This window comes from Singulisphaera acidiphila DSM 18658, assembly GCF_000242455.2.
Taxonomy (GTDB): domain Bacteria; phylum Planctomycetota; class Planctomycetia; order Isosphaerales; family Isosphaeraceae; genus Singulisphaera; species Singulisphaera acidiphila.
Map to the genome: position 1 here is coordinate 4622125 of NC_019892.1, position 24401 is coordinate 4646525.

The 24401-nt window shown below is 61.8% G+C and carries 17 protein-coding genes and 2 rRNA genes; 5 read left to right on the forward strand and 14 right to left on the reverse strand.

What is annotated here, in order from left to right:
- Nucleotides 1-2: 2 nt before the first annotated feature.
- From SINAC_RS18125 to SINAC_RS39960, 6 genes are all read right to left on the reverse strand, one after another.
- Complete coding sequence (locus tag SINAC_RS18125) at nt 3-2180, reverse strand: chemotaxis protein CheA (RefSeq protein WP_015247072.1); 2178 nt, start codon at nt 2178-2180, stop codon at nt 3-5.
- Nucleotides 2181-2302: 122 nt separating this feature from the next.
- Nucleotides 2303-3502: a sensor domain-containing diguanylate cyclase gene (locus SINAC_RS18130; protein ID WP_015247073.1), complete on the reverse strand. Its 1200-nt coding sequence runs from the start codon at nt 3500-3502 to the stop codon at nt 2303-2305.
- A complete protein-coding gene (locus SINAC_RS18135; protein WP_015247074.1) occupies nt 3499-4113 on the reverse strand; it encodes a chemotaxis protein CheC in 615 nt (204 codons plus the stop codon). Before SINAC_RS18135 ends, SINAC_RS18130 begins: the two co-directional genes overlap by 4 nt.
- Nucleotides 4110-4490, reverse strand: a complete 381-nt coding sequence (locus SINAC_RS18140) for a response regulator (RefSeq protein WP_015247075.1) — start codon at nt 4488-4490, stop codon at nt 4110-4112. Before SINAC_RS18140 ends, SINAC_RS18135 begins: the two co-directional genes overlap by 4 nt.
- A 752-nt stretch (nt 4491-5242) precedes the next feature.
- Nucleotides 5243-6034 (reverse strand): endonuclease/exonuclease/phosphatase family protein, encoded by a 792-nt coding sequence (locus SINAC_RS18145; RefSeq protein WP_015247077.1) that lies wholly within the window; start codon nt 6032-6034, stop codon nt 5243-5245.
- Nucleotides 6035-6202: 168 nt separating this feature from the next.
- A complete protein-coding gene (locus SINAC_RS39960) occupies nt 6203-6550 on the reverse strand; it encodes a hypothetical protein (protein ID WP_154673876.1) in 348 nt (115 codons plus the stop codon).
- Between SINAC_RS39960 and SINAC_RS18150 the strand changes: the two genes are divergently transcribed.
- Nucleotides 6535-6918 (forward strand): hypothetical protein, encoded by a 384-nt coding sequence (locus tag SINAC_RS18150; RefSeq protein WP_020467276.1) that lies wholly within the window; start codon nt 6535-6537, stop codon nt 6916-6918. The genes SINAC_RS39960 and SINAC_RS18150 overlap by 16 nt on opposite strands.
- A gap of 349 nt (nt 6919-7267) precedes the next feature.
- Here the strand turns inward: SINAC_RS18150 and SINAC_RS18155 are convergent, their stop codons facing one another.
- The 4 genes from SINAC_RS18155 to SINAC_RS18175 all read right to left on the reverse strand — a co-directional run bounded on the left by SINAC_RS18155 (nt 7268) and on the right by SINAC_RS18175 (nt 11950).
- Entirely contained in the window at nt 7268-8602 is a 1335-nt protein-coding gene (locus SINAC_RS18155) for a DUF1501 domain-containing protein (protein ID WP_015247078.1), read from the reverse strand.
- An 825-nt stretch (nt 8603-9427) separates the two neighbouring features.
- Complete coding sequence (locus tag SINAC_RS18165) at nt 9428-10306, reverse strand: hypothetical protein (protein WP_015247079.1); 879 nt, start codon at nt 10304-10306, stop codon at nt 9428-9430.
- Nucleotides 10307-10584: 278 nt separating this feature from the next.
- Nucleotides 10585-10812, reverse strand: coding sequence for a hypothetical protein (locus SINAC_RS18170; RefSeq protein WP_015247080.1), 228 nt, complete (start codon nt 10810-10812; stop codon nt 10585-10587).
- Between the two features lie 19 nt (nt 10813-10831).
- Nucleotides 10832-11950: a DUF1559 family PulG-like putative transporter gene (locus SINAC_RS18175; RefSeq protein WP_015247081.1), complete on the reverse strand. Its 1119-nt coding sequence runs from the start codon at nt 11948-11950 to the stop codon at nt 10832-10834.
- Between the two features lie 798 nt (nt 11951-12748).
- Here SINAC_RS18175 and trpC point away from each other — a divergent pair.
- The gene (gene trpC / locus SINAC_RS18180) at nt 12749-13579 is read left to right on the forward strand and encodes an indole-3-glycerol phosphate synthase TrpC (protein ID WP_015247082.1); all 831 of its coding nucleotides are present in this window, start codon (nt 12749-12751) and stop codon (nt 13577-13579) included.
- A 25-nt stretch (nt 13580-13604) separates the two neighbouring features.
- Here the strand turns inward: trpC and SINAC_RS18185 are convergent, their stop codons facing one another.
- Nucleotides 13605-14015, reverse strand: coding sequence for a lipid-A-disaccharide synthase N-terminal domain-containing protein (locus SINAC_RS18185; RefSeq protein WP_015247083.1), 411 nt, complete (start codon nt 14013-14015; stop codon nt 13605-13607).
- Between the two features lie 3 nt (nt 14016-14018).
- A complete protein-coding gene (locus SINAC_RS18190) occupies nt 14019-14927 on the reverse strand; it encodes a glycosyltransferase family 2 protein (protein ID WP_015247084.1) in 909 nt (302 codons plus the stop codon).
- A gap of 257 nt (nt 14928-15184) precedes the next feature.
- Between SINAC_RS18190 and SINAC_RS18195 the strand changes: the two genes are divergently transcribed.
- Nucleotides 15185-16624: a DNA methyltransferase gene (locus SINAC_RS18195; protein WP_015247085.1), complete on the forward strand. Its 1440-nt coding sequence runs from the start codon at nt 15185-15187 to the stop codon at nt 16622-16624.
- Here the strand turns inward: SINAC_RS18195 and SINAC_RS38865 are convergent.
- On the reverse strand, nt 16529-17557 hold the full coding sequence (locus SINAC_RS38865; RefSeq protein ID WP_015247086.1) for a helix-turn-helix domain-containing protein: 1029 nt from the start codon (nt 17555-17557) through the stop codon (nt 16529-16531). The genes SINAC_RS18195 and SINAC_RS38865 overlap by 96 nt on opposite strands.
- 67 nt (nt 17558-17624) lie before the next feature.
- Nucleotides 17625-17936, reverse strand: coding sequence for a hypothetical protein (locus SINAC_RS18205; RefSeq protein WP_015247087.1), 312 nt, complete (start codon nt 17934-17936; stop codon nt 17625-17627).
- Between the two features lie 1515 nt (nt 17937-19451).
- Between SINAC_RS18205 and SINAC_RS18210 the strand changes: the two genes are divergently transcribed.
- A 16S ribosomal RNA gene (locus SINAC_RS18210) occupies nt 19452-20965 on the forward strand.
- 623 nt (nt 20966-21588) lie between these two features.
- A 23S ribosomal RNA gene (locus SINAC_RS18215) occupies nt 21589-24390 on the forward strand.
- Together the 16S and 23S rRNA genes form the textbook arrangement of a ribosomal RNA operon.
- Nucleotides 24391-24401 lie beyond the last annotated feature (11 nt).

Genomic DNA, 24401 nt, shown 5'->3' on the forward strand with positions numbered 1-24401 from the left:
GTTCACGCCTCCGCCATGGGCAGCGTGGGAACGAGAGCCGGTGTGGCGAAAAAGAGCGGGTCGACGGCCCGAATCAGACCGGGCAGGTCGAGCAGGTCGGTGGTTCGCCCTTCGATCACCGCCGCGCCCAGGATCCCCTCCCTGCGTTCGGAATGATGGACTCGCAGCGTGGTCCGGACGATGTCGTGGATCGCGTCGACGGCCAGGCCCAGCCATCGGTCGCCGGCGTGACAGACGATGATCTTGAGGACCTCGGCTCCGCTGACGGCGACCTCGGTCATGACCGGAGCGCCATCGGGGCGGATCAGCGGGATCAGCCGCCCATCGTGCAGGAGGACCTCCTGGCCGTCGGCCCGCTCCACGGCCGAAGCCGGTTTTTCCTCCAGGCGAGCCACCAGGTCGATCGGAACAGCCATCCTCCGACCGCCGCCGAGTTCGAAGAGGAGCAGGGTCGTAGCAGCCTCGCCACCGGCCCCTGAGTTCGAGGAAGCCGGCAAGTTCGAAGCACGATGATTCGCCTTCGCGGCGATTCCAACCTCCCGGGCAAGGCCCGGCACGTCGAGAATCAGCGCGAGCGTTCCATCACCGAGGATGGTCGCCCCTGAGAAGAGTTCAACCTCCTTCAAGTGCTTGCCGAGCGGCTTGACCACGATCTCCTCGATGTCGTGGAACTGGTCGACCACCAGCCCATAATCCGCGCCATCGGTCTGTAGCACGGCAATGTTCAGGGCGCCGAGCCCCGAGGTCAATCGTCCCCCCGGCCCCGCCAACGCCCGGCCGAGCTCGACCAGGGGGAGCAGCGTTCCTCGAAGCCGAAACACATGCGCTCCATGGAAGGTCTCGACCTCGCCTCCGGCTCGACTCTCCTCGATCCGGACCAGTTCCCGGATCGCGACCTGGGGGATCGCGTACCGGTCGTTCCCCTCGCCGACGATCAGCGAAGGGATGACGGCCAGGGTCAGGGGGAGCGTAATCACAAGGGTGGTCCCCACCCCGATCAGGCTACTGATTTCCACCGATCCGCCGATCCGCTCAACGTTGGCCTTCACAACGTCCATGCCGACCCCGCGTCCCGAAACGCTGGTGATCCGCTCAGTCGTCGAGAAGCCCGGCAGAAAGAGGAGTTGGAGCAGTTCGCGGTCCCCCAGTCGATCCAACTTCTCACGAGGAAGCAGACCGTGCTTCAAGGCTTGGCGGCGAACGCGTTCGGGGTCGATGCCGGCCCCGTCGTCGCAGATCTCGATCTGAACGCCCCCGCTCTCGTGGGCGGCCCGCAGTCGCAGGCATCCCTCGACGCGTTTGCCGACCGCCTGCCGTTCCTCGGGCGTTTCAATGCCATGGTCGACAGCGTTCCGCACGGCATGGGTCAGCGGGTCCTTGATCGCCTCAAGGATGGTCCGGTCCAGTTCCGTTCCCCGCCCCTCGAACTCGATCCGGACGCGCTTGCCGCAGGACTGCGCCAGGTCGCGAACCACGCGCGGGATTCGGTCCCAGACAGTCCCGATCGGCTGCATCCGGGCCTTCATCACGCTCCCTTGCAACTCGGTCGTGATCTGGCTCATGCGTCCGAGGGAGCCGAGCAAGCGTGGATCATCGCTGGTCGCGGCGTATTGCATGAGCTGGTTGCGGGCCAGAACCAACTCGCCGGACATGTCCATCAGCCGGTCGAGCAGCCCGATGCCGATTCGGACGGTGCTGATGGAAGGCTCCCCCGCGCGGATCTCGCGGAGGTCCGTCTCGTCAAGGCCGAGCCGCTCCTTCGGAAGAGGTGCTCCTCCATCTCCCCGGGGACGGGCACCCAACTCCTGTGTCGTCAGGCGGGCGATCAAGGCCGAGTTGTCGTCGTTCCCCTCCTCGCCTTCCCGCTCGATGTGGGCGAGGATCCGCCGGATCGCGTCCACCAGGGCCAGCATCGACCCGATGAACGCGGCATCCGGATTGAGCGCGCTGGCGCGCAGCTTGTGGAGTAAGTCTTCACCCGCATGGGCAAGCTCCTCCAGCTTCGTGAAGCCGAAAAAACCGCAAGTTCCCTTGAGCGTGTGCAGGGTGCGCGCAATCCCGAGCAAGTTCGACCGGTCGTGGGGGTTCGCCTCGATCGCCACGAAATCGAGGTCCAACTGGCCGAGGTTCTCGTACGTTTCGTCCAGGAATTCCCCGAGGCTGCCGTCCAAGTCGCTCACGTGTCCCCTTCGGTCCTGCCAGGTGTATGCGTCGCGGAAGCGCGGGAGTCAGCGGGGTGCTGGGCAAACCCTCCGTTCGATTCCGCAATCATCCCAACATTGTTACCATAATTTTCAATATTTCATCTTAAGCATGAGTCAATTTTCTGGTTTTCAAATTTCTGAGAGCGTGGCTCAGGATCAGGATGGGACAACGGTTCAAGATCGGACGGAGCCGGCGGGTTTGTACCGGTAGCTCCGTCCGACTCGGCCGCGAACGACGCCAGGTCCTCGTAATGCGAGATGCAGTTGCGTCCCCGACGTTTGGAATGATAGAGCGCCCGATCGGCCTGGTTCAAAAATTCGGCTGCGCCCGCGCTCGAGGGGCCGAGTGTGACGACCCCGAAGCTGCTCGTCACCTGCCGCAATGGCCAGGCATGGTGCTCGATATCGGTCCGCAGCCGCTCGGCCACCGTCCGGGCAGACCTCGAATCGGTCATCGGCAGCAGCACGACAAACTCCTCGCCGCCGTACCGCGCGGCCGTGTCGCCCATTCGAAGGCTCGCATCAAAGACGACCGCCATACCCCGCAAGACCTCATCACCGGCGATATGCCCATACTCATCATTATATTTTTTAAATTCATCAATATCGAGCATCATCAATGAAAGGGGCAGGCCCTCACGAATCGCCAATGCAAAGGCCGACTCGAGCACCTCCCGAAACCGTCGGCGATTGGCCAGGCCGGTCAAGGCGTCCGTCGCCGCAAGCTCGGCCAGCTCAGCGTTCTTCCGCCCCAATGAGACGTGCGCCTCCTGCAATTCAGCGTGGAGCCGTTCGACACGTATTCGGTCGGCCTCGGCCGCTTTCATCAGCCGGAGCAGCTCGGCCTGGATGGTCACCAGTCGGGTCCGCTCGGCGCGGAGGGCGGTCAACTGGAAGGCTTCGGAAGTGACGTCGCCGATGGTGATCAAGGCAAGCGTCGATTGGCCGGGGAGCCGGCGCACCTGGGTCTGCTGAACCATCAGGCTTCCGGGCGGACCGTGGCGCGTGGGAACGGCCAGAAACTGCTTGTGGATCGCCGCCGAGAAGACGGTGGGGGTTCCAGCCTCGAACACCTGCCGCAGCCGCCCCCCGATCCGATCCCCCCTCAGCCCGGGGAACCGCTCGGCCAGATCCATACCAAGGGCTTCCTCGCGTGGGATTCCGGTCCATTCCACGAGCGTCCGATTCCAGACGCGAACAGTCATGTCGACGTCGATCACACAGGCGCCTAGCGGCATCAAGTCGAGGGATTCCGCCAGCCCTGGGATTCCGGCCGTCACGTCTCCCTTGTCGATCATCGAGCCTCCCAGGCATCGGGCTCCGCCGCACAGAGCGCCTGCATCAAGGTTTCGATCCCACCGCGCGCGAACGCGATCAGGAGCGAGCCCCGGACGGCGAATCGCCGAACGTAAAAATGGGCGTCGGCAACCAGGAGGCCTCTTCTGCCCGCTCCGGCGACTGGCGTTGAGAGGAAGGCGAGCTCCGGTTCGCCATAGAATTCGGGCAAGCCATAGGACAACTGGGCCCCCGTGGCGTTGGCCAGCGAGCCGAGCACGCCGTTGATCATGATGTTGCCGACCTCGGCCAGGATCCCGCTCAACTCGAAGTCCAACTCGTCCGAGCCGTCCTCCACGCCGCCGAGGATCTGCGCCATCCGCAGGCCGCTGTCACGCGGCAGCACGAGGACCGCCCGCCCGGAGCAAGAGCCCTCGAAGTCCTGGACAATCGCCATGCCCGACAGTTCCGTGGAACTCCGCTTGAGCCAATCGCCGAACTCGTAGAGCGCCACGCTAGGGACCGTTAACTCGATCCGGGTCCCCATCAGTTCGCTAAGCGTGGCGGCGGCACGACCAATGCCAATGTTGATTAACTCCCGAAGCGCATCTTCATGATACGGGTCCAGTCTCATCGAAGCTCTCCCACCGAAGAGCCCCGGACGGCCCGCTCGATACAGGGGCAGAGCTCTTCGGCGCGGACAGGCTTGTTCACAAACCCGCTGACACCCAGTTCCTCACAGAGGAGCCGCGTGCTGGTCTGAATGTCAGCGGTGGCAACCACGACCGGAAGCACCGACCCCGCTCCCCGAAGCCGATTCAGAAAACCGGTGCCGTCAAGGATCGGCATGAGAAGGTCGAGCACGACACAGTCCGGCTCATGCTCACGGACCGCCTCCAGACCACACTCACCGTCCGCGGCCTCGATCACCTCATGCCCCGCCTCACGCAGAATCCGCGCGGTCATGTTACGGCTGAACCGGGAATCGTCGACCACAAGGACTCTTGCCATCACTACTTCTCCCTTGGACGATCAGTTCCAGCCGGCCCCCGACACTCTTCCGCAATCATGCCAGCGTGGCGCATTGAGCGGGGCGTCACGATGAAAACCGGGACCGCAATCGAAAATCACGCGTGCGAAGCCCCCACCCACCCAATCCGCGCAACGGCCATCTGCGATGGGGCTTGCCCCAAGAGCCGCCGGAAACAGCCGGCTCAGTTTAAGTGTCGGCCAGAGAAAAGACGCACCCACACGAAACTCAGCGGCAAGGCCACCCAGGCTCGCGTGGGAAATCGGCTCCAGCACGCCCCCGGCGCAACCCAGAACCGCCCTGGCCCACAAAGGAACCAGGCCGTCTTAAACCTCCAAAACTCACCATGAAAAGGCCCGACGCACGTCTTCGGTCAAGTGGATAAAGGGGTTTGTCGGACGACCGGGCTTGCTCATCGCGCGGCTCCTTCGGAAGGAGCCTGCAAGAGAAGGAGGTGTCACCGCGCGAAATTTCTCGTCGAATTTTGATCTTGAGCAAAAGGAACAGGCGGCTCAGAGGCATGATCCTCCGAACGCAATCCTTTCGCACCCAGCAAGTCTAGGACACGGCTAGTATCTGTCAATTGGGGAAATGCCTGACACCGTTATGGATCAGGGCCCACCTTGGAAATGCCTTGGGAGAGAGGACGGGAAGGGGGGAGGGAGACAAGATTTCGGCGACCCAATGCCGCGCCTTCGGATCGCCAAAATCTTGCCCATGCAATGCAGGATGCTCAATCCGCCAGTTCGAGCACGACCAACAGCGGCCGATGATCCGAAGCCACCGGTTCATCCAGGACCCGGTTCTCGACGACCTTCCAGCGCGAAGCGGGCCGAAACAGGACATAGTCGATCTGCCGCGAGGGCTTGTCCGAGGGAAAGGTCGAGAGCGGGGTCGAAGTCGAGCGCTTCCAGTTGGCCTCGAACAGGGTGAGCACTTCGCTGTCGGGCAACGAGTTGAGATCGCCGACGAGGAGGGTGGGACGATCAGGCGCTTCACCGGCCAGTTCTTCGAGACGCTTCACCGAGTCTCTGCGTTCCCCATCGTTGGAGTGATAGTCGAGGTGAGTGGCAATCAACCGCAACGGCGTGCGTCCATCGGGGGCAGTCAGCTCGGCAACCAGAGCCCCGCGCTGCTCACCAACGTAGTGCAAAGGCAGCGGGATATTCTTATGGCTGGTAACCGGCAGGCGGCTCAGGATGGCGTTGCCGTAATCTCCCCCTTCGAAAATGATATTCCGCTCGAAGATCGGCTGCATCCCCGTCAGCCGGCCAAGCTCCGCCGGCTCATCCACCTTACTCGTCCGATTCACCCCCCGATCGACCTCCTGAAGCGCGACCACGTCGGGCTTGACCGACTGGATCACGCGAGCCAAGCGTTCGAGGTCGACCTTTCCGTCCGTCCCCTCGCCATGATGGATGTTGTAACTGAGAACCCGGACCCGAGTCGGCTCGGCGGCAACCGCCGATCCCCCGGCCGTGCCAAACAGCAGAAGAAATGCGAGGAGAACATTGAACCTGGTCATGACGAAACTACCCTCAGTGGATGGACAACCATCACGCGATCAATTCCAACAACTCAGCCTTGAGATCCCTATCGGGTCGGCTCCAGCCTGCCGTCCCTCAAGGGAATTGGCAAGCTGAAGCCGACCCGAGAAAAAAAAGGACGATCGCCGAGCCCTTTGGGTCAGACCTCACTTGGAGGGAGTAGGAGTTCCCGCTTGGGGAGCCGCCTTGAACTCTTCGGCGGTCATGTTCCTCAGGGTCCGGTCGAGCATGAGCCCTCCGTCCTGAGGAACCTTTTTGAGGTAGGCGGGCACTTCCTTCGCGGCCCCGGAGCCCGGTTCTTCCTTTCGTGTCGGGCAAAGTCGCGCCCCAAAGTTGCTGGAGGCACTCGCGGCCCGGCTTGCCCACGAGTCTGTCGCTCGGCTTGAAGACGTGCGGGGAGATGCCGGCCTCGATGCGCTCACCCGGTTGAACACCTTCTTCGCCCGAGCGCGGCAGATCAAGGTCGAGGATGCGCCCAATGCTTCGGGCGACATTCGACGTCCTCTTCAAGCCTGAGAACGTTGTCCTCTATCACCGCATCAACGCAGCGGTACTCCCGGTGATGGTGCCGGTACTCGCCCGCATCATCGCACAAGGGAAGTCGGAAGGCGAGTTCAACGTGCAGGACCCGGAAGCCACGGCCGAGATCGTGCTGCAGATCAGCGCCAGCACCCACAATGCCCTGGCGCACGCGATCGAGGTCTCAGGAACAGGAACATCCGAAGCATTAGCTGCTTCGGAGGCGCTGGAGGAACGGCTGCGTTTTCATGGGATCGCGATCGATCGCATTCTGGGTCCCCCGGACGGAAGCCTCGTTTTCGTCGAGCCCGGCTTCGCGCGGGCCTTCATGGCCGGAAGGTGATTGCGATATGACCAATGAGAAAGTCGCCCTGACCAAAAGAAAGAGAAACCCTCCTCGTCACGCTTTACGCCAAAAGGATGAGGAGAGCAGCCTGCCCGGTTCCCTCCTGCACGGTTCGCCGCCGAGGTCGTCAGTTGGATCGACTACGACTTTGCGAAACGGAAGGGCCGCCGGGACAACATGATCGGCCTGGCGATGCGCGCCCATATTCTCGACGGCTGGCCCCGCGAATTCCTCTCACGCCATCCCGACGTGACCGTCTTGCATCTCGGCTGCGACCTGGACAACCGCGTGTTCCGGATCGATCTGCCGCTGAACGTCCGCTGGTTCGACCTGGCCCGCCGCCCGCTCAAACGAGTTCCGCGATGGGCGTCGCCGTCCCCGGCAGAATCGGGATCGGGCGGCCCGACTTGTCCTGAACGAACGAGTGAGGGTCGATGCCGAGGTTGTGATAGACGGTCGCCAAAACGTCGTGATAGTGGATCGGGTGGCTCGCCGCCGCCCCACCCAGCTTGTCGGTCGCGCCGATCACCTGGCCAACCTTCATGCCGCCTCCAGCCAGCAAGGTCCCATTTACCGGCGCCCAGTGGTCGCGGCCGGCGTCCTTGTTGATCTTGGGGGACCGGCCGAACTCTCCCCACACCACGACCGTCACATCCTGATCCAGCCCACGTGCGTAAATATCCTCAACCAGGGCCGAGATGCCCTGGTCGAACAGCGGGAGATGATTGCGCAAGTGTCCGAAGTTATTTCCATGCGTGTCCCAGAAGCCGTAGGCCACGGTCACGCAGCGGGCCCCGGCTTCGACCAGGCGGCGGGCGATCAAGAGCTGGTCGTTCCACATCGGGGCACCGTCACCGAGGTGCTTGGACGAGCCGATGCCGTAGCGATCGCGAAGCTTCGGGTCTTCGCGCTCGACGTCGAGGGCCTGCGCCACTCGGCTGGTGGCCAGCACATCGAACGCGCGGCGGTAGACGCTCTCCATGCCCCCGACTTCGACGGTGTCCACCGCGCGGCGGAACTGGTCGAACTGGTTGAGCAGTTGCTTGCGCCCGGTGAACCGGGCGGGCGCGACCTCGGTCTGCTTGAGCAGCGCGAGGTCGTCTCCATCCATTCGCGCGGCACCATGAATCAGGCCCAGGTGGCCGGGGCCCGGCGTGTTGTAGGGCTTGTGCTGCATCGTCGGGAAGAGGTCGATGAACGGCGGCACGACAGCGTTGCGCGGACCTTGGACCTTGGAGACCACCGACCCAAAGTGCGGCTTCCCCTCACGCTGGCTAACATCCATCGGATAGCCGGTGATGTTCTGGAAGCTGGAATGCTCGTCGCGAAGCCCAACGACCGAGCGAAGCACGGCCACCTTGTCGATCGAGGCGGCCATCCTGGGCAAGAGCTCGCCAACCTGGACGCCGGGGACCCGGGTCGCGATCGGCTTGAACTCCCCTCGGATCTCGTCGGGCGCATCGGGCTTGAGGTCGAACGTGTCCTGATGCGATAGGCCCCCGGTCAAGTAGATCATGATGACCGACTTGTTGGACGAGCCGCCGGAGGCCGCCCCCCGGGCCTCGGCCCGGAGCAATTCGGGCAGACCGAGCCCCCCCATCGCCAGGCCGCCGATCTTGAGGAACGAGCGCCGGGAGACACCGTCGCAATACCGATGCCCCGAACCGAATAACGTCAGCATGGCTCGTCTCTCCGTCCTCAATATGCCGCCGCGAACCCGACCCTGTTCAGCGAATCTTCAACATTATGATAACTCATGCGAACGCCGCAAGGGAAAGATCAATCCGGCTCGGCCGGAATCGATCGACCTTGGCGGCTGTTCTCGATGAGAATTTTGGCTCAAAAAAAAGGGGAATCGCTCGGCAATTGGTGCGCGAATCGGAATTCGACGGAGGTCGCTCAAGGCCGCCAGGACACCCGAACGACCCGTTCAGGTCGTAAACTTCCTTTTCAGACAGCGTTCCTTACTCAGATTCTCGTACCAGATGCCGAGCAATAGAAAAAAAAAGGAGAATTTAACCACGAATAACACAAATGACACGAATGAAGAAAAAAATGATTCAATTTCTTTGTTTTGATTCGTGTCATTTGTGTCATTCGTGGTTAAAAATTTGGTAAGCGCTCGGCAGTTGGTGCGCGAATCTGGGTAAGGAACGCTGTCTGGGAAAAAGGTTTACGGCCCGAACGGGTCGTTCGGGTGTCCTGGCGGCCTTGAGCGACCTCCATTGAATTCGGATGCACGCACCAACGGCCGAGCGCTTATAAAAAAGGGAGACGGCCGAGGTATCCTCCGAGAGAAGTGTGCGCTCTGCAAAATTCGCATCACTCAGAAGCCGCGTTCCGCAACTCCATGCTCCTTCGATGATTTGCAACGCGCGCACACCTCCTGGCCAAGGAGGTGTGCGACGCCGAGAACCCCGGCGAACGGCGCTCTTTGGATTCATTCAAGAGGAGCGGCGCAATCCGCTCATCTCATCCGTCTGATTGTCGAAGGGATTCCGAGTTTTCAGGAACCAGGCGTTCGTTGCGTAACGGCCTTGCTCGTGACAACCGGCTGACGGGTCCGGCCGGCTCCTCGGTAAGCCTTGCGGTCCTTGGCCGGCTTTGCCTGCGTGCCGAGAACGGAGCTTTTGCGAAGGACGAACGACCTGGACCCGTTCGCGTTCAGGCCGGGAATTTCGGCGGGAGCGTACTCGTCGGACTGGTCGAGTTGCAAGGCGTAGAGTTGAGCGTGCTCCACCCCGTCGAACGAGATCGAGAAACTGGTCACGCTCGGCAGGCTGCTGAGGTCCCACTGAATCAGGTACGTGTTGATGTATACGTCCTCGAGGCCGGACGGCATCTCGACGGTGCCGTTGTAATAGCGATCCAAGACCACCGATGATGTAGCCGCCAGGGCCTGGGTGCCGCCGTTGTAGCTCAAGGTCGGCAACGCACGACCGAAAAAGTCATACGTCCAGGCCTCGCCAATCTGAATCTGCAAGACGACGTTCTTCACCCCCGTGACGGGCGTGGAGTCGGCAACGGCAAGCGTGCCACCATAGGCGTTGATGGTCGCCGAGAAGCTGCCAAAGTACATCGACCCGGACGCAGGGAAAGGGCCGCCGCCGCTGCCGTCGGAGACCTTGAAAACTCCCGCCGAGCCCGAGCCGGTCTGGTTGGGGGCCAGCGGGGCAAACCAGGAGCCGGTCCCCGGGAAGCCCGGATAACCCGAGTAATTGCCACTCGTCAGGCCAACCCAGCCATCGTATTCGGTGGTTCCCGACAGACCCGGGTTCACGAGCGCAGCGCCAGGGACAAAGCCCTGGGCCCAGGCCGTCGTGCTCGCCAGGCTCAGGGTCGCGGCAAGGCTCGCAGCAAGGAATGCTTTCCGAAGCGTTCTCATTGGAATTCGTTCTCCCTTTCCAAATCGCGAGGTGAAGGCACAAAGATCAACGGTTTCGATCACGCAATCTTGAGCCGGCAAGAACCTCCTCTCGTGAAGCCGGCAGGAAAAAACAGGGCAAAACGAGCCCCCGATCGAAAGACGAGGAACACCCCGCCGTCCGACTTCATGGGTCGCCATCGCGACCTAAAGGCTCGATTTGAGTCGCGACGTTGAAGATCGCCAGGATCGATCTTCTTGGATTTTGCGTCGCGTCGTCTCCATCCAATGCCGCTCGACTATTTCTCGAATAGCATCTTCATGTTTTTGAGCATTGCTCTTTCCGTTTCCAGGCTCTTTCGCTTGGCTTCCTCAGTGACCTTGACGGCTTCGTTGAACCGGACCGCATCTTGTTCCGGGGTCGGAGAGAAATTCGGGTTCGGTTCGGCCCCACAACCGACAGGGAAGAGGGAGATCAACCAGGCCAGCACAAGGCCAAGGCGGCTCGAGAAGCGGGTGCGTCGCATTACTCAAAGGCTCCCTCGGTCAAAAGGTATCGGCCGAGAGGACCTCGTCACCAGCGATCGTGGAGAGTCCCATATACACTTGGGGATGGACCGAGTTCTTGATCGTCCTGACGCTGCCGTCGCAAAGCCCGAACTGAACGATCCCGGGATGGGTCGACCGGAAGTTGGGCACACGTTGGGCCGGAGGCAGGGGCAGGACGTACCAGGCGTCATCGCTCATCGTGTAACCCCCGCAATCGTTCGGACCATAGTACGCCCCGGTCGCGTCGGTCGTCTTGGCGACGAGGCCGCCGCCGATGATCGTCTTCGGGTCCGAGCTGACGTGGGGCCGGCCATAGGCCTGAAACATCAGGTTGTCGTACTCGAATGAGGAGCCGCTGGAACTGGCGGCCTTGGCCGCCTCTGTCCCTCGCGGCACGCACACTCGCTTGCTGGTCCGGTATCCGCCCACGGCAATGAACTTGTTCGCCGCGCTCCCTCCGGCGGCTTCGCCCACGAGGAACGTCTGCGAGAGTCCATCGGTGATCTCGGAGAAGCGAGTCGCCGTGTTGAACCCAACAGGTCCCCGTGCAGCGGGACGGTAATAGGGAGGCGTCGCCTTGGTGTCCGCTCCGCCGTTGAACAAGTAGTCGGTCACTGCGGCCCGATCGACAGTCTGATTGGCCGGATAGTCGAAGCGGTATCCGAACTCACCCTGGACCCGGTTCGACGGGCAGAGGAACATCGACCCTTGAAACTGAAAGGTCGTCGTATTCTCATTGGTGGACCAGCCGTACCAGGCCCCGGCAGGGTGAGGCGTGCCCGCGCTGAAGTTCGTGGCGTTGAAAACGTTGCCCTGCTCAAGATAGGGAAACATCATGTGATAGCCTGTAAAATTCATATAGCAGATACCGATAAAATAACCCGACGACGTCGTCGGCATGTCGCGAATCCCCTGCGCCGCGGCGGGAAGACAACTGTTGACCCCCTCATAATTGTGCAAGGCCAAGCCAAGCTGCTTGAGGTTGTTCGTGCACTGGGCCCGCCGCGCCGCCTCCCGGGCCGCCTGAACGGCGGGAAGTAACAAAGCAATCAAGACGGCAATGATCGCAATCACGACCAAGAGCTCGATCAGAGTAAATCCACGCTCAGTCTTCATCGACGGGTCCTTCAATACGAGCCTCGGAAACCACGCGCTCCTCGACGATCCGCCCACGAACCGACCTGGCCGGCTCGTGGCGCGTCGGCAGAGGCGGCTCCCTCGCCGCCAAGGCGCGCACCGAGAGCGCAGAACGCCGCGTTGGCGAATCATCACGAAATTCCTCTGATCTCAATAAATAAGCTAACGCTTACAGCACCTAACAAACGGTATGAGCAGCCAAGCAAGGCCGATCGCGCCGCCCAACCCCTTCAGTCGCAGCGATCGATTCAGGAAAAACCGGCGACCACGACACGTTTCCTTTCCATCAGGGGTACATTCGCCCCTGAGGGTCCGTTCAACTCGTTCCGAAGCCCAAGCCTCCAGTCGAGCCAATCGGCCCGAGGCGGCTTGCACCACGCATGGGGGATCCCGTCGCACGATTATTTTTGATGGGAAACCGGCCGCCGGGACCAATGGCCTGCCAGTCAGAATGGGTGTGATACTGAGATTCAATCTCAGTAATGCCAAATTTAGGAACCTTGGTGGAGGATGTCAAGTGTGGGCCAAATAAATATTGGGGGAGGTGCTCATGCGCAGGGGCGAGCGATCGATGGGGAATGCTCCCGGTCGTTATGTCGCGTGGTGCGGGTCTTACAGCCGGGCAAGGGGAGTCGCGGCGATCGAGGGTCTCGCGGTAGAATCTCCGGTTCAGCACTCTTAGTTGGGAAAAGCCAAAGGGCCGCCGAGCGGATCGGTGAGCGCCGAGGGGGTGCGATGAACAGACCGAAGTGACTGGTAACTCAGGAAAACATTGCCGTGGCGGAAACCATCCTCGACGAAATCGTCGCGTCCAAGCGGCGCGAGGTCGCAGCGGCCCGGCTCCGGATGCCTCTCCAGGAGATGGAGGACCAGGCCGCCTCAGCGCCGCCGGTCCGCGATTTCCGCGCGGCGCTGGCCGGACCCGGACCGATCCAACTGATCGCCGAGGTCAAAAAGGCGAGCCCGTCGGCCAAGGTCATCCGGGCCGACTTCGACCCGATCGCCATCGCACGCGCCTACCAGGGCCATGGGGCGGCCTGTCTCAGCGTCCTGACTGACGTCCCCTACTTCCAGGGACACCTCTCCTACCTGGCCCGGATCCGCGCGTCGGTCGCGATCCCGTTGCTCCGCAAGGATTTCATCATCGACGAGTATCAGGTCGTCGAGGCCAGGCTCGCCGGGGCCGACGCGATCCTCTTGATCGCCGAGATCCTCGACGACGAGACGTTGGCCCGACTGCTCGCCAGGGCTCGAGGCCTGGGCATGGCCGCCCTGGTCGAGTTCCACGAAGAGGCCAACCTCCCCCGCGTCCTCGCTTCGGGGGCCGACCTGGTCGGGATCAACAACCGCGACCTCCGCCGGTTCGTCACCGACCTCGACCTGACCTTGCGCCTCCGCCCCCAGATCCCCCCCGACGTGCTCCTGGTCAGCGAGAGCGGGATCAGGACTCACGCGGACGTCAAGCGCCTCGAGGCCGCCGGGGTCTCGGCCATCCTCGTCGGCGAGTCCTTGATGAGGGCCGACGACATCGGCCTGGCCGTCGAGCAGCTCCTCGGGCTCGCCCCCGAGACGAAGCCCGCGCAGGATCCGGTGACCCCGGCGGGCTGAGTTGAGCTTCGCCCCTTCGTCTCATTTAAGACCAGGGGATCTTCTTGGCAGAGGAATCGACCCGGTGCGGGCGAGAGATCGAGGCCGACTCGGCGCTCTCGCCCTGCTCCTTCTTCGTTCGCTTGGTCCCCCGGGACCTGGCTCGTTGGACGAGCATCAGGTTCCTGATGTAGACAAGCAGGCCCGTGGCCTGGCCGACGATGATGACCGGGTCGCGGTTATGGATGGCGTACGCGAGCAGGACCACCCCTCCCACGATGCTCAGCCACCAGAAAGCGACCGGCACGACCGAGGCTTTCTTCTTCTCAGAGGCCACCCACTGCACGAGGAACCGCGCAGTGAACGCGGCCTGCCCCAGGAAGCCGATCTTGACCCAGAGCGACATACCCCACAACACGCTCCAGAGATCTGAAAAGAGCCGCGACAGGTCCGACATCGTTCAAAGCTCCTGACCGACGCCACGACGGGCCGGGGAAAGCGGGGCAGGGGGAGAGGAAACGGAAGCGGCAGGGTCATCCGCAGTAGTCACGGCCAGCTCGTAGCGCACCGAACGCCTCATCAACCAGGCGACGCCAAACAGGTCGACGACGACCCGGAGCGACCGGTTCCAAAGGTTGTAGTGCGAAGCGCCATGGGGCCTCGGACGATGGGTCACCGGCACCTGCACGATCCGGCAGCCTTCGCGAAGCAGCAAGGGGCCGAGGAATCGATGGGCACCGTAGAACATCGGCAGCCGTAAGGCCATGTCTCTCGGGAAGATCCGGACCGAACAGCCGGTATCGCGAATCGACTGGCCGAGGACCGCGTTGCGGATCCGGTTGGCCCATCGGCTGATGATCCGCTTCGACCAGACGTCCTCGCGCTTGACCCGCCAGCCGAGCGCGGCGTCGTGGTCGGGCAGGGCCTGCCAGAGCGCCGCCAGGTCGGCCGGGTCGTTCTGGAGGTCGGCGTCGAGGGTCGCCAGCCAGTCGCCTCGGGCTTCGCGGAACCCCGCAGCGGTCGCCGCCGACTGCCCCACGTTGCTCGCCAGGCGGACCGGCCTGAGCTCGGGAAAGGCCTCACCAAGCTGCCCGAGAACCTCGAGGGTCGAGTCCGTCGACCCGTCGTCGACAATCAGAATCTCGAAGCCGGCGAGCCGAGTCCCCGCCACCGCCGGGTTGCAGAGCGGCCGCAACGCCCGCGCGATCTCCTCAACCAGTTGCGGCAAACCGGCCGCCTCATTCTTGGCCGGCACGACGACCGAGAGCCAGGCTCCGCACTCCCGCCTCGGTCCCTCTCCGGATGAGGGAACTCTGGTCCGACCCACCGGCCCCGGCCGATGAGACGGATCCTGCCGCATGGACGACATGAACGTAGCCTCCTTGCCGACCGCAGAGACAGGCCTAAGAGACCATCCATGGTCTCCTTTTAATGCCTCGGCATTCTCCACAGAATCGTTGGTGCGCCTATCCCAGAATCAAGACGACGGACGATCCCTCGCCCCCCTCGAAACCGTTATAGACAGACCTGGGGGCTCCTGCTAGGTTGCCCCATCAACCCTAAGAGATCGGCGACTGATACGCCCGATCTTCACGAGGAATTGCTGAGGACAAGGACGCCCCGGCCATGCCTTCCACCGTGACTCCCTCCCCGGCCATCCACCTGATCGCCCCCGAAGAAATCCAGGCAAACCCTTTAAGCATCTCGATTTATGGCGATCCAGCGGGTGAAATCGACGACCTGATCGAGAGCGTGCGGACCCAGGGGATCCTGGTTCCCTTGGCCGTTGTTCGCGAAGGATCAGCCTGGGAAGTGGTCTCGGGCCACCGCCGGCTCGCCTGCGCCCGGGCCCTGGGCCTAACCGAGGTCCCCTGCGAGGTCAAATCCTACCCCTCGCGGGCCGCTCGCGACCTGGCGATTCTGGAATATAACCGACAACGGCGCAAAACGTTCAGCCAGATGATGCGCGAGGCCGACGCCCACGAAGAGTTGCAGACCGCCACGGGCCGCCGTCGCCGCTTGGCGAACCTCCGCCAGTTCCAGGACGAGGACGCCGCCAACATCGAAACCACCGATCGTCGGAATTCCGACGATCGGGCGGGTCGTAGCGACACAGCCCTCGCCCGGGCCATCGGCCTCGGGGGCAAGGACCTCTACCGCCAGGCGCGGGCGATCTGGAAGACCGCGAGGGAGGGGGACACCCGGGCGATCGCCAGCCTCACCCGACTCGACGCCGGCACCAAGACAATCCATGCCGCTTATAAAGACCTAAGACGCCGCGACCGGTTCGCCGCCGGATTTCGGCCGACCCCGTACGACGTTTGGGCATTCAAACACGACCACGGATTCGGTGTCCCCCATCCGGGAGCGATCCCGCCCGCCATCGTCGCCCACACCTTGCATTACTACACGACACCGAATGCCCTCGTGGTAGACCCCATGGCCGGCGGCGGCACCGTCATTGACGTCTGCGAATCAATGGGACGCCGCTGTCTTGCGTATGACATTCACTCTGTACGCCCGGACGTCCAGGAACGCGACGTAAAAGACGGGTTTCCGCCCGAAGCGAGCGGATGTGATCTCGTCTTCTGCGACCCGCCCTACCATACGATGCAGGCGCGGCGGTACGGCGCCGAGGGTGTGGCAACGGCGCCGCTGACCGCCTGGATCGACTTTTTGAACCAGTTGGCGCGGCACGCATTTGCCACGATCCGCCCCGGCGGATACCTCGCGCTTTTGGTGGCGAACCAGACCGAAAAAGACTTGCCCGCCGGGCATGGCTATCTCGACCACGCCTTTTATGGCTATGCCGCCCTGGTCGCCGCCGGGTTCCTGCCGGAGCGCCGGATCAGTTGTCCGATGGACGGCGCATACCTTCCCCAGCACATCCGCCGGGCGCGGACCGAGGGGCGGATGCTTGGGCAAGTGCGCGACCTGCTGATCGCGCGTAAACCACTTGCCGATATAGGTTTAGGACAGGGGTTCGCCGCAAGCCAGTTCGTAAACCTTGGCCCGCAAGAAGGGGTTGGTGAGAGTCGGATTCCGGCGCACGATCGGCTCCGGTAAGGAGGCCACGGCCTGCGCAATCAGGTTGTGCAGTTCCTGAGGCCTAAGGCTCTCGATCACAAGGTTGATCGCGGCCTCTTCGGCGACCCGCGACTCTTCTTCGCGGCGCTGTTCGCGCTGGGTTTCCACCGTGCGGAGCCGGGTTTCCAACTCGCGCCGCCGGGTTTCCAGCTTATTCGCGACCTGGGGCAAGAGATCGTAACCATCCTCGAGCCCCGCGCGAATGTAGCCCGGGCCATTTTGCAGTTTGCCCTGGCTTTGAAGGTAAAAGGCATTCAAGAGGACTTTGGCAACGTCCTCCGGATCCTTCTGCGCGGCAAGGCGGCCAGCCAACTGTCGCGGGATTCCCTGATTTGTCAGCAGTTCCTGCAAATCCACAGCAACAAGCAGCCGCCCGGCGGCGGACAAACGGAAGGGTGTTCCCGGAATCGGGATGCTTGTCGTGTCTTCTCTTGATCCTTGTTCTTGTTTGGGCCCAGGCGCGGGGCCAGCCGGGCCGAGGAATTGGGCCAACGCCTCAAAAGAACTTGGACCAGTTTCTAGGGGTAGGTCTAAAGAAAATGGGCCAGTTTTCCCGTCCCCCTCTAAAAAACTTGGAACAGTAGGGGGCAGGTTTTCGGCACGCTTGGCGGTTTTGCCCGGCGGTCGCTCCGGCGGAGCCTGCCGCATGATCTTGTAGGCCGTCGATCGCCCTTTCGACTTGCTGGCGGCGAGGAGGCCTCGGCGCGTCAATTCCTCGATGGCGGCCAGAACGGTCTGCCGGCTCAACCCCGCTTGCGCGGCGATGGTCCGGATACTGGGATAGGCCCAGTCCGACCCGAAGTCGGAATAGAGCCCGATCGTGAGATAGACCTTGATCGCCGAGCCCCCGAGGGCTTTGAACGACTCAGACCGCAAGAGGTCGTGCTCGACGCGAAAGAAGTAAGGGGCCATGACCTGCGGGCACCCTCCCGGAGCCGACGTACCAAAGTTGAAGTCGCTATAAAGCCGTGAGCAGCAATCACTCGGTCAGACTCGCGGGGGGGTCAGAGACGTAGTAGGTCTTCACCTTGCCGCGCTCGTGCGTGGTCGAGACAACCAGCCCCAGGCTTTCCAACCGTGACAGACCTTCGATCACTGTTGGGCAAGTCAGCCGCGTTCGCTTCATCAGCTGGCTAAGGCTGATCGTCACGTTCTTGTCCGGCTCGCCCCCGCAAATCTCAAGCATCACCAGGTACACCTTGATCGCATCGCCTCGTATCCGAGCCAGGTATCCCCGGTCGAACAGAACGCTCTTAACCCAGTCAGTTTGGGTGGGCATGGCGACGGGCAAGACGACTCCTCCGCTCCCCGAAACTCTCGTTCACAATCGAACACGTTCGATCGCTTTTGAACGCGAATCCAAACCAGTGGTGCCTAGCGATCGTTATCGACTGGTTTGGTTAACAACTCCACCGAGACTTTGTGAATTGCGGGCTCTGGGGCAAACCAGGGGTTGGGGCAATAAATCATTAAAGGAATGCTCTGCGGGCCGTGTCCGGCCTGCGTTGACCCTGCTGTTCGGGTCGACTGTTTGGTTCTGTCGACGCGCAGCCGCCCAGCCGACCCGGTCACCGGTTCGGTTTGTGCGGTTTCGTTCGGAATAGCAGAAAAAGAGGCAGGGCGTCCGAGCCCCGGCCTACGTCGCTCCGTCTTGAAAGAGGGCAGGGCATCCGGGCCCTACCGGTGTCGCTCCATCTGTGAGGGCAGGGCTTCCGAGCCATGCCTAAGGTCGATCCGTCTAAGAGGGGAGGGCTTCCGAGCCCTACCAGTGTCGATCCGTCTGTGGTGCAGGGCATCCCGCCCTGCCTATGCTGTTCCAACTCGAAGGTACTGGCATCCCATGCCGTCTTCGATTAGGGCTGTCTCTTATGGATTCGGCATTTCGTTGTCTCTCGCTGTAGATCTGCCTAGGGCAGTTTTCGCAATCAGGTGTATTTCCTGGGACCGCGGGCGACCCGCCCGCTTTCTTGCTTCTCTTGGGGCGGTGCATCAGACCTCTTTCAGAAGACCGCGCGCTCTCATGAAGATCGCAGCAGCCCTCGGGCGGCCCGGACAACAAGTGGTCCGGGCCCTACTACGAAAGATCCCAATCGCAGTGGCGATCGAAGCGTTTTGGAGTGTGAGGGCGGTGAAACCTCATACGCCGACCAATTAGAAATGCAGAACCTTCCACCATGGCGGTATCACGCGTCCCACCTGGAGAGGGAGGGCACGCGTTCTACTGCCCGTTGTGCTCTACCCCTCGCCTGTGACCTTGCTGGCAGGCGATAGGCCAATGCGATGCTAAAGAGCCTGGCTAACGCCTCGTCGTCGACTTCCCTGTGGGAAAAGCGACCGATTCCGGAGTGAAGTGTTGACCTTCGGAGCCAAGTTGGTATTATCTCCCTTGTCGCCTGTGTCACCACGGGTGACGACGCAACGGCCGGCTGACCTGGCGACGGGAAACCGACGACCAAGACAGCGGGCCGTGATGTTGTCGGTAGAGTCGGCCGGCGTGACACGCCCCCAGGGCAAGTCACTCCGGCCAATCGCTTCGATAGCACGTTCGTTCTTTGACAATCCAGTCGATCGTGGTTCTTGTGGTTGAAGAGAACCTTTGAGGGAAGCCGGCGTGGAGCCGTTTGAGTCGTCTCGACCCCGTTTGGTTGGAGGTCGAACCGCGACGGAGACGGATCCAACAGCCAACAGCACGAGGGAGCAGGGGCGTGCCCCGGCAAACTCGAGCTGCGACCAGTTAGCAAATTCCTCAACCCTTTTGAAGGTGAGGACCGGCTCTCATTGCTCTTCGGAGCAGGGGAGACGACCAATCTCGAAGGGTTTGATCCTGGCTCAGAATGAACGTTGGCGGCGTGGATTAGGCATGCAAGTCGAACGGGCCGCAAGGCCAGTGGCGCAAGGGTGAGTAAGGCGACGGTAACCAACCCCAGGATTGGGTATAGCCGCGGGAAACCGCGGGTAATCCCCAGCGACGCAACGACACCGGCATCGGTGTTTTGCCAAAGCTTCGGCGTCGTGGGACGGGCTGTCGTGGTATTAGCTTGTTGGCGGGGTAATGGCCCACCAAGGCTGTGATGCCTACCGGGCGTGCGAGCGTGGCCCGGCACACTGGGACTGAGACACTGCCCAGACTCCTACGGGAGGCTGCAGTCGAGAATCTTCGGCAATGGGCGCAAGCCTGACCGAGCGACGCCGCGTGGAGGATGAAGGCCTTCGGGTTGTAAACTCCTGTCGAGGGGGAAAAAGGGCTGAAAAGCCTTGATTGATCCCTGGAGGAAGCACGGGCTAAGTTCGTGCCAGCAGCCGCGGTAAGACGAACCGTGCGAACGTTATTCGGAATCATTGGGCTTAAAGCGCGTGTAGGCGGATTCGTGCGTCTGTCGCTGAAATCCCCCGGCTCAACCGGGGAACGGGCGTGGATACGACGAGTCTGGAGGGGCATAGGGGGACCTGGAACTTCCGGTGGAGCGGTGAAATGCGTTGAGATCGGAAGGAACGCCCGTGGCGAAAGCGAGGTCCTGGATGCCTACTGACGCTGAGACGCGAAAGCCAGGGGAGCGAACGGGATTAGATACCCCGGTAGTCCTGGCCGTAAACGATGGGTACTGGATAGGGGGCTCGCCGATGGGCTCCCTGTCGTAGGGAAACCGTGAAGTACCCCGCCTGGGGAGTATGGTCGCAAGGCTGAAACTCAAAGGAATTGACGGGGGCTCACACAAGCGGTGGAGTATGTGGCTTAATTCGAGGCTACGCGCAAAACCTTATCCCAGGCTTGACATGCACGGATTAGCCGGCGGAAACGTCGGTGAGGCCGCAAGGAACAACGTGCACAGGTGCTGCATGGCTGTCGTCAGCTCGTGCCGTGAGGTGTTGGGTTAAGTCCCCTAACGAGCGAAACCCCTGTGTCTAGTTGCCAGCGGGTCGTGCCGGGAACTCTAGACAGACCGCCGGCGTTAAGCCGGAGGAAGGCGGGGATGACGTCAAGTCCTCATGGCCCTTATGCTTGGGGCTGCACACGTACTACAATGGGGCGGACAGAGCGTTGCTAGGCTGCAAAGTCATGCTAATCGCAAAAACCGTTCCTCAGTTCGGATTGCGGGCTGCAACCCGCCCGCATGAAGCTGGAATCGCTAGTAATCGCGGATCAGCATGCCGCGGTGAATGTGTTCCTGAGCCTTGTACACACCGCCCGTCAAGCCACCAAAGCGGGGGGCATCCGAAGTCGCCGGAGCCGCAAGGCAGGCGCCGAAGATGAAACCCGTGATGGGGACTAAGTCGTAACAAGGTAACCGTAGGGGAACCTGCGGTTGGATCACCTCCTTTCTAAGGATTTTTCTTAGAAAATCTCGGCTCTGAGAATCGAGGGACGTGGCTTCGGTCACCGTCGCGATTCGAGAAGAGCCGCATCGGCACCGTCTCCTTGATCAGATGGTTTTTACGCCGGCTTCCCACGAAGGTTTTCTCACCACGAACACGATCGACCAATGAGGGGACCCCTCACTCGAGGGGTCCTTTCTGTTTCTGTTCTTCCGTTTGCTTTGCACTGCTGGGTGCGGGGTGCGACCGTACGCGGTCTCACCCCCTGGCCAGCGGCCAGTGCGGATTCCGAGCATGGCTCTTCAAGGCTTCGGCCTTGCGGGGTTGTAATGGGAATTCGGTTGCTCTTTCACAATCCGGTGGTTAGGTCACGCAAGTGAGAACCGCAAACAAGTGGTCGTGGCAGACCAAGTAGAAGAATCTCTCCACAATACAGTGGAACCCTTACGGATGCGTGAGTGTCGATCGCTGCGACAGCGACCGGCCTCACAATGGGGATCGTTACCCAAGTGAGAGTGAGCCTGCGTCGCGAGACGCTGGGCACTCGATCGAAGACAGATCGGGGACTGACCCCTCGCAGATTCGGCTGTCGAGCTTCCTTCGGGAAACCGCGGCGTCCGGATCGGCGTGGTCAAGCTCCTAAGGGCACGGGGGGGATGCCTAGGCGTCATCAGAGAGACAGGCGTGGAAGGCTGCGATATGTCCGGGGGAGTTGCCCAACGAACGTCGATCCCGGAATGCCTGTAGAGACCCGGGGAACTGAAACATCTCAGTACCCGGAGGAAAGGAAATCAACCGAGACTCCCTCAGTAGCGGCGAGCGAACGGGGATCAGCCTAAACCGCGTGGGACACCACGCGGGGTCGTGGGGCCGATAACATGGGATGAGTGAGCGTCAGCCGAAGCCTCCTGGAACGGAGCGCCAGAGCGGGTGATAGCCCCGTAGGCGACGATGCAATCTCCCCTCTTCGGTACCCGAGTAGGGTCGGGCACGTGAAACCCGGCCTGAATCGGCGGGGACCATCCCGCAAGGCTAAGCACTCGATGACGACCGATAGCGAACCCAGTAGGGCGACCGAACGGTGGGAAGAACCCCGATAAGGGGAGGAGACTGAACCTGAAACCCCGTGCCTACAAGCGGTGGGAGCGCGATGCCTTCGGGCCGCGTGACCGCGTGCCTTTTGCATAATGATCCGGCGAGTTACTGTATCCGGCCCCAGGTTAACCCCTTCAGGGGGGGAGCCGTAGCGAAAGCGAGTCTTCATCGGGCGCCATAGTCGGGTGCAGTAGACGCGAAACCAGGTGAACTACCCATGGGCAGGTTGAAGCGACCCTAACCGGTCGTGGAGGACCGAACCCACCAGTGTTGAAAAACTGGGGGAGGACCCGTGGGGAGGAGTGAAAGTCTTATCAAACCTGGAGATAGCTCGTTCTCTCCGAAATGGCTTTAGGGCCAGCCTCGGGACATATCGTGCGGGGGTAGAGCGACGGAATTCGGTAGGGGGGCTTCCCGCCTACCCTCCGAAACCCAACTCCGAATACCGCACGACGGACCCCGGGAGTCAGAACGTGGGGGATAAGCTTCACGTTCAAAAGGGAAACAACCCAGACCGCCGACCAAGGCCCCCAAATCGACGCTCAGTGGCAAAGGAAGTGGGATCGCGGTGACAGCCGGGATGTTGGCTTAGAAGCAGCCATCATTTCAAAAGTGCGTAACAGCTTACCGGTCGAGCCATCCCGCGCCGAAAATGACGGGGACTAAGCGTCGTGCCGCAGTCGCGGATCAGCAATGATGGTAGGAGAGCGTCGCCCACCGCAACGAAGCTGGATGGAAACGACCAGTGGAGCGTGGGCGAGTGCGAATGCCGGAACGAGTAACGACAAGACAGGTGGGAAGCCTGTCCGCCGAAAGCACAAGGTTTCCTGGGGAAGGTCAATCCGCCCAGGGTCAGTCGGGACCTAAGGCGAGGCCCAAGGGCGTAGCCGATGGACAGACGGTTAATATTCCGCCACCCGATGGTAAGGTTGAACGACGGAGGACGCCGGTTCCAGTCAGGTCGGGGTGTTAGATGCCCCCGTGCCGCAAGGCCGACAGCATTCGATCTGGAAGCCTGATGACGAGCCGGCCACGAAAAGCCCCGTCGGGACGAACCATCCGGCCCGTACCGCAATCCGACACAGGTGTGCTAGGCGAGTATCCGAAGGCGTTCGGGAGAACCCTCGTGAAGGAACTCGGCAAAATGACCCCGTACCTTCGGTACAAGGGGTGCTCTCCGTAAGGAGAGCCGCAGAGAATCGGCTCTAGCGACTGTTTATCAAAAACACAGGACTCTGCCAACTCGCAAGAGGACGTATAGAGTCTGACGCCTGCTCGGTGTCGGTAGGTTAAGGGAGCCGATGAGGCGTAAGCTGAAGTTGGCGACCGAAGCCCCGATAAACGGCGGCCGTAACTATGACGGTCCTAAGGTAGCGAAGTTCCTTGTCGGGTAAGTTCCGACCTGCATGAATGGCGTAACGACTGGAGCACTGTCTCCACGAGGGACCCGGTGAAACTGTAGCCGTGGTGAAGATGCCACGTACCCGCGGTCAGACGGAAAGACCCCGTGAACCTTTACTGCAGGTTGGCACTGGGTCAGCGTCCTTTCTGTGTAGGATAGGTGGGAGGCCGTGATCCGGCGGCGCCAGCCGTCGGGGAGCCACTGGTGAAATACCACCCTGAAATGACTCTGATCCTCACCGGTCCGTAGCCCGGACCGGGACCGTGCTCATCGGGCAGTTTGACTGGGGCGGTCTCCTCCCAAAGAGTAACGGAGGAGTGCAATGGTACCCTCGGCCAGGTCGGCAATCTGGCAACAAGAGCGCAAACGTAGAAGGGTGCCTGACTGCGAGACCCATCAGTCGAGCAGGGACGAAAGTCGGCGTTAGTGATCCGGCGGTGCTGGATGGAAAGGCCGTCGCTCAACAGATAAAAGGTACTCCGGGGATAACAGGCTGATCTCCCCCGAGCGTCCATAGCGGCGGGGAGGTTTGGCACCTCGATGTCGGCTCATCGCATCCTGGGGCTGGAGAAGGTCCCAAGGGTTTGGCTGTTCGCCAATGAAAGCGGTACGCGAGCTGGGTTCAGACCGTCGTGAGACAGGTCGGTCCCTATCTGCCGTGGGCGTAGGAAACTTGCGAAGGGTCTCCCCTAGTACGAGAGGATTGGGGAGGACCGACCTCTGGTGTACCGGCTGTCCCGCTCGGGGCACCGCCGGGTAGCTAGGTCGGGAAAGGATAAGCGCTGAAGGCATCTAAGCGCGAAGCCCTCTTCAAGACGAGGTTTCCAGCACGCAAGTGCGAAGGCTCCTGGAAGACGACCAGGTCGATAGGCCGGGAGTGCACGGCGAGTGATCGCCGCAGCCGACCGGTCCTAACAGCCGATCGCTTGACCACCCCGATCCGTC

Excerpts from the sequence above, each read along its gene's own strand:
- SINAC_RS18130 (WP_015247073.1), bottom strand. The coding sequence starts at position 3,502 with ATGATCGACAAGGGAGACGTGACGGCCGGAATCCCAGGGCTGGCGGAA.
- SINAC_RS18135 (WP_015247074.1), bottom strand. The coding sequence starts at position 4,113 with ATGAGACTGGACCCGTATCATGAAGATGCGCTTCGGGAGTTAATCAAC.
- SINAC_RS18140 (WP_015247075.1), bottom strand. The coding sequence starts at position 4,490 with ATGGCAAGAGTCCTTGTGGTCGACGATTCCCGGTTCAGCCGTAACATG.
- SINAC_RS18145 (WP_015247077.1), bottom strand. The coding sequence starts at position 6,034 with ATGACCAGGTTCAATGTTCTCCTCGCATTTCTTCTGCTGTTTGGCACG.
- SINAC_RS18150 (WP_020467276.1), top strand. The coding sequence starts at position 6,535 with ATGCTTCGGGCGACATTCGACGTCCTCTTCAAGCCTGAGAACGTTGTC.
- SINAC_RS39960 (WP_154673876.1), bottom strand. The coding sequence starts at position 6,550 with ATGTCGCCCGAAGCATTGGGCGCATCCTCGACCTTGATCTGCCGCGCT.
- SINAC_RS18155 (WP_015247078.1), bottom strand. The coding sequence starts at position 8,602 with ATGCTGACGTTATTCGGTTCGGGGCATCGGTATTGCGACGGTGTCTCC.
- SINAC_RS18165 (WP_015247079.1), bottom strand. The coding sequence starts at position 10,306 with ATGAGAACGCTTCGGAAAGCATTCCTTGCTGCGAGCCTTGCCGCGACC.
- SINAC_RS18170 (WP_015247080.1), bottom strand. The coding sequence starts at position 10,812 with ATGCGACGCACCCGCTTCTCGAGCCGCCTTGGCCTTGTGCTGGCCTGG.
- SINAC_RS18175 (WP_015247081.1), bottom strand. The coding sequence starts at position 11,950 with ATGAAGACTGAGCGTGGATTTACTCTGATCGAGCTCTTGGTCGTGATT.
- SINAC_RS18185 (WP_015247083.1), bottom strand. The coding sequence starts at position 14,015 with ATGTCGGACCTGTCGCGGCTCTTTTCAGATCTCTGGAGCGTGTTGTGG.
- SINAC_RS18190 (WP_015247084.1), bottom strand. The coding sequence starts at position 14,927 with ATGTCGTCCATGCGGCAGGATCCGTCTCATCGGCCGGGGCCGGTGGGT.
- SINAC_RS18195 (WP_015247085.1), top strand. The coding sequence starts at position 15,185 with ATGCCTTCCACCGTGACTCCCTCCCCGGCCATCCACCTGATCGCCCCC.
- SINAC_RS38865 (WP_015247086.1), bottom strand. The coding sequence starts at position 17,557 with ATGGCCCCTTACTTCTTTCGCGTCGAGCACGACCTCTTGCGGTCTGAG.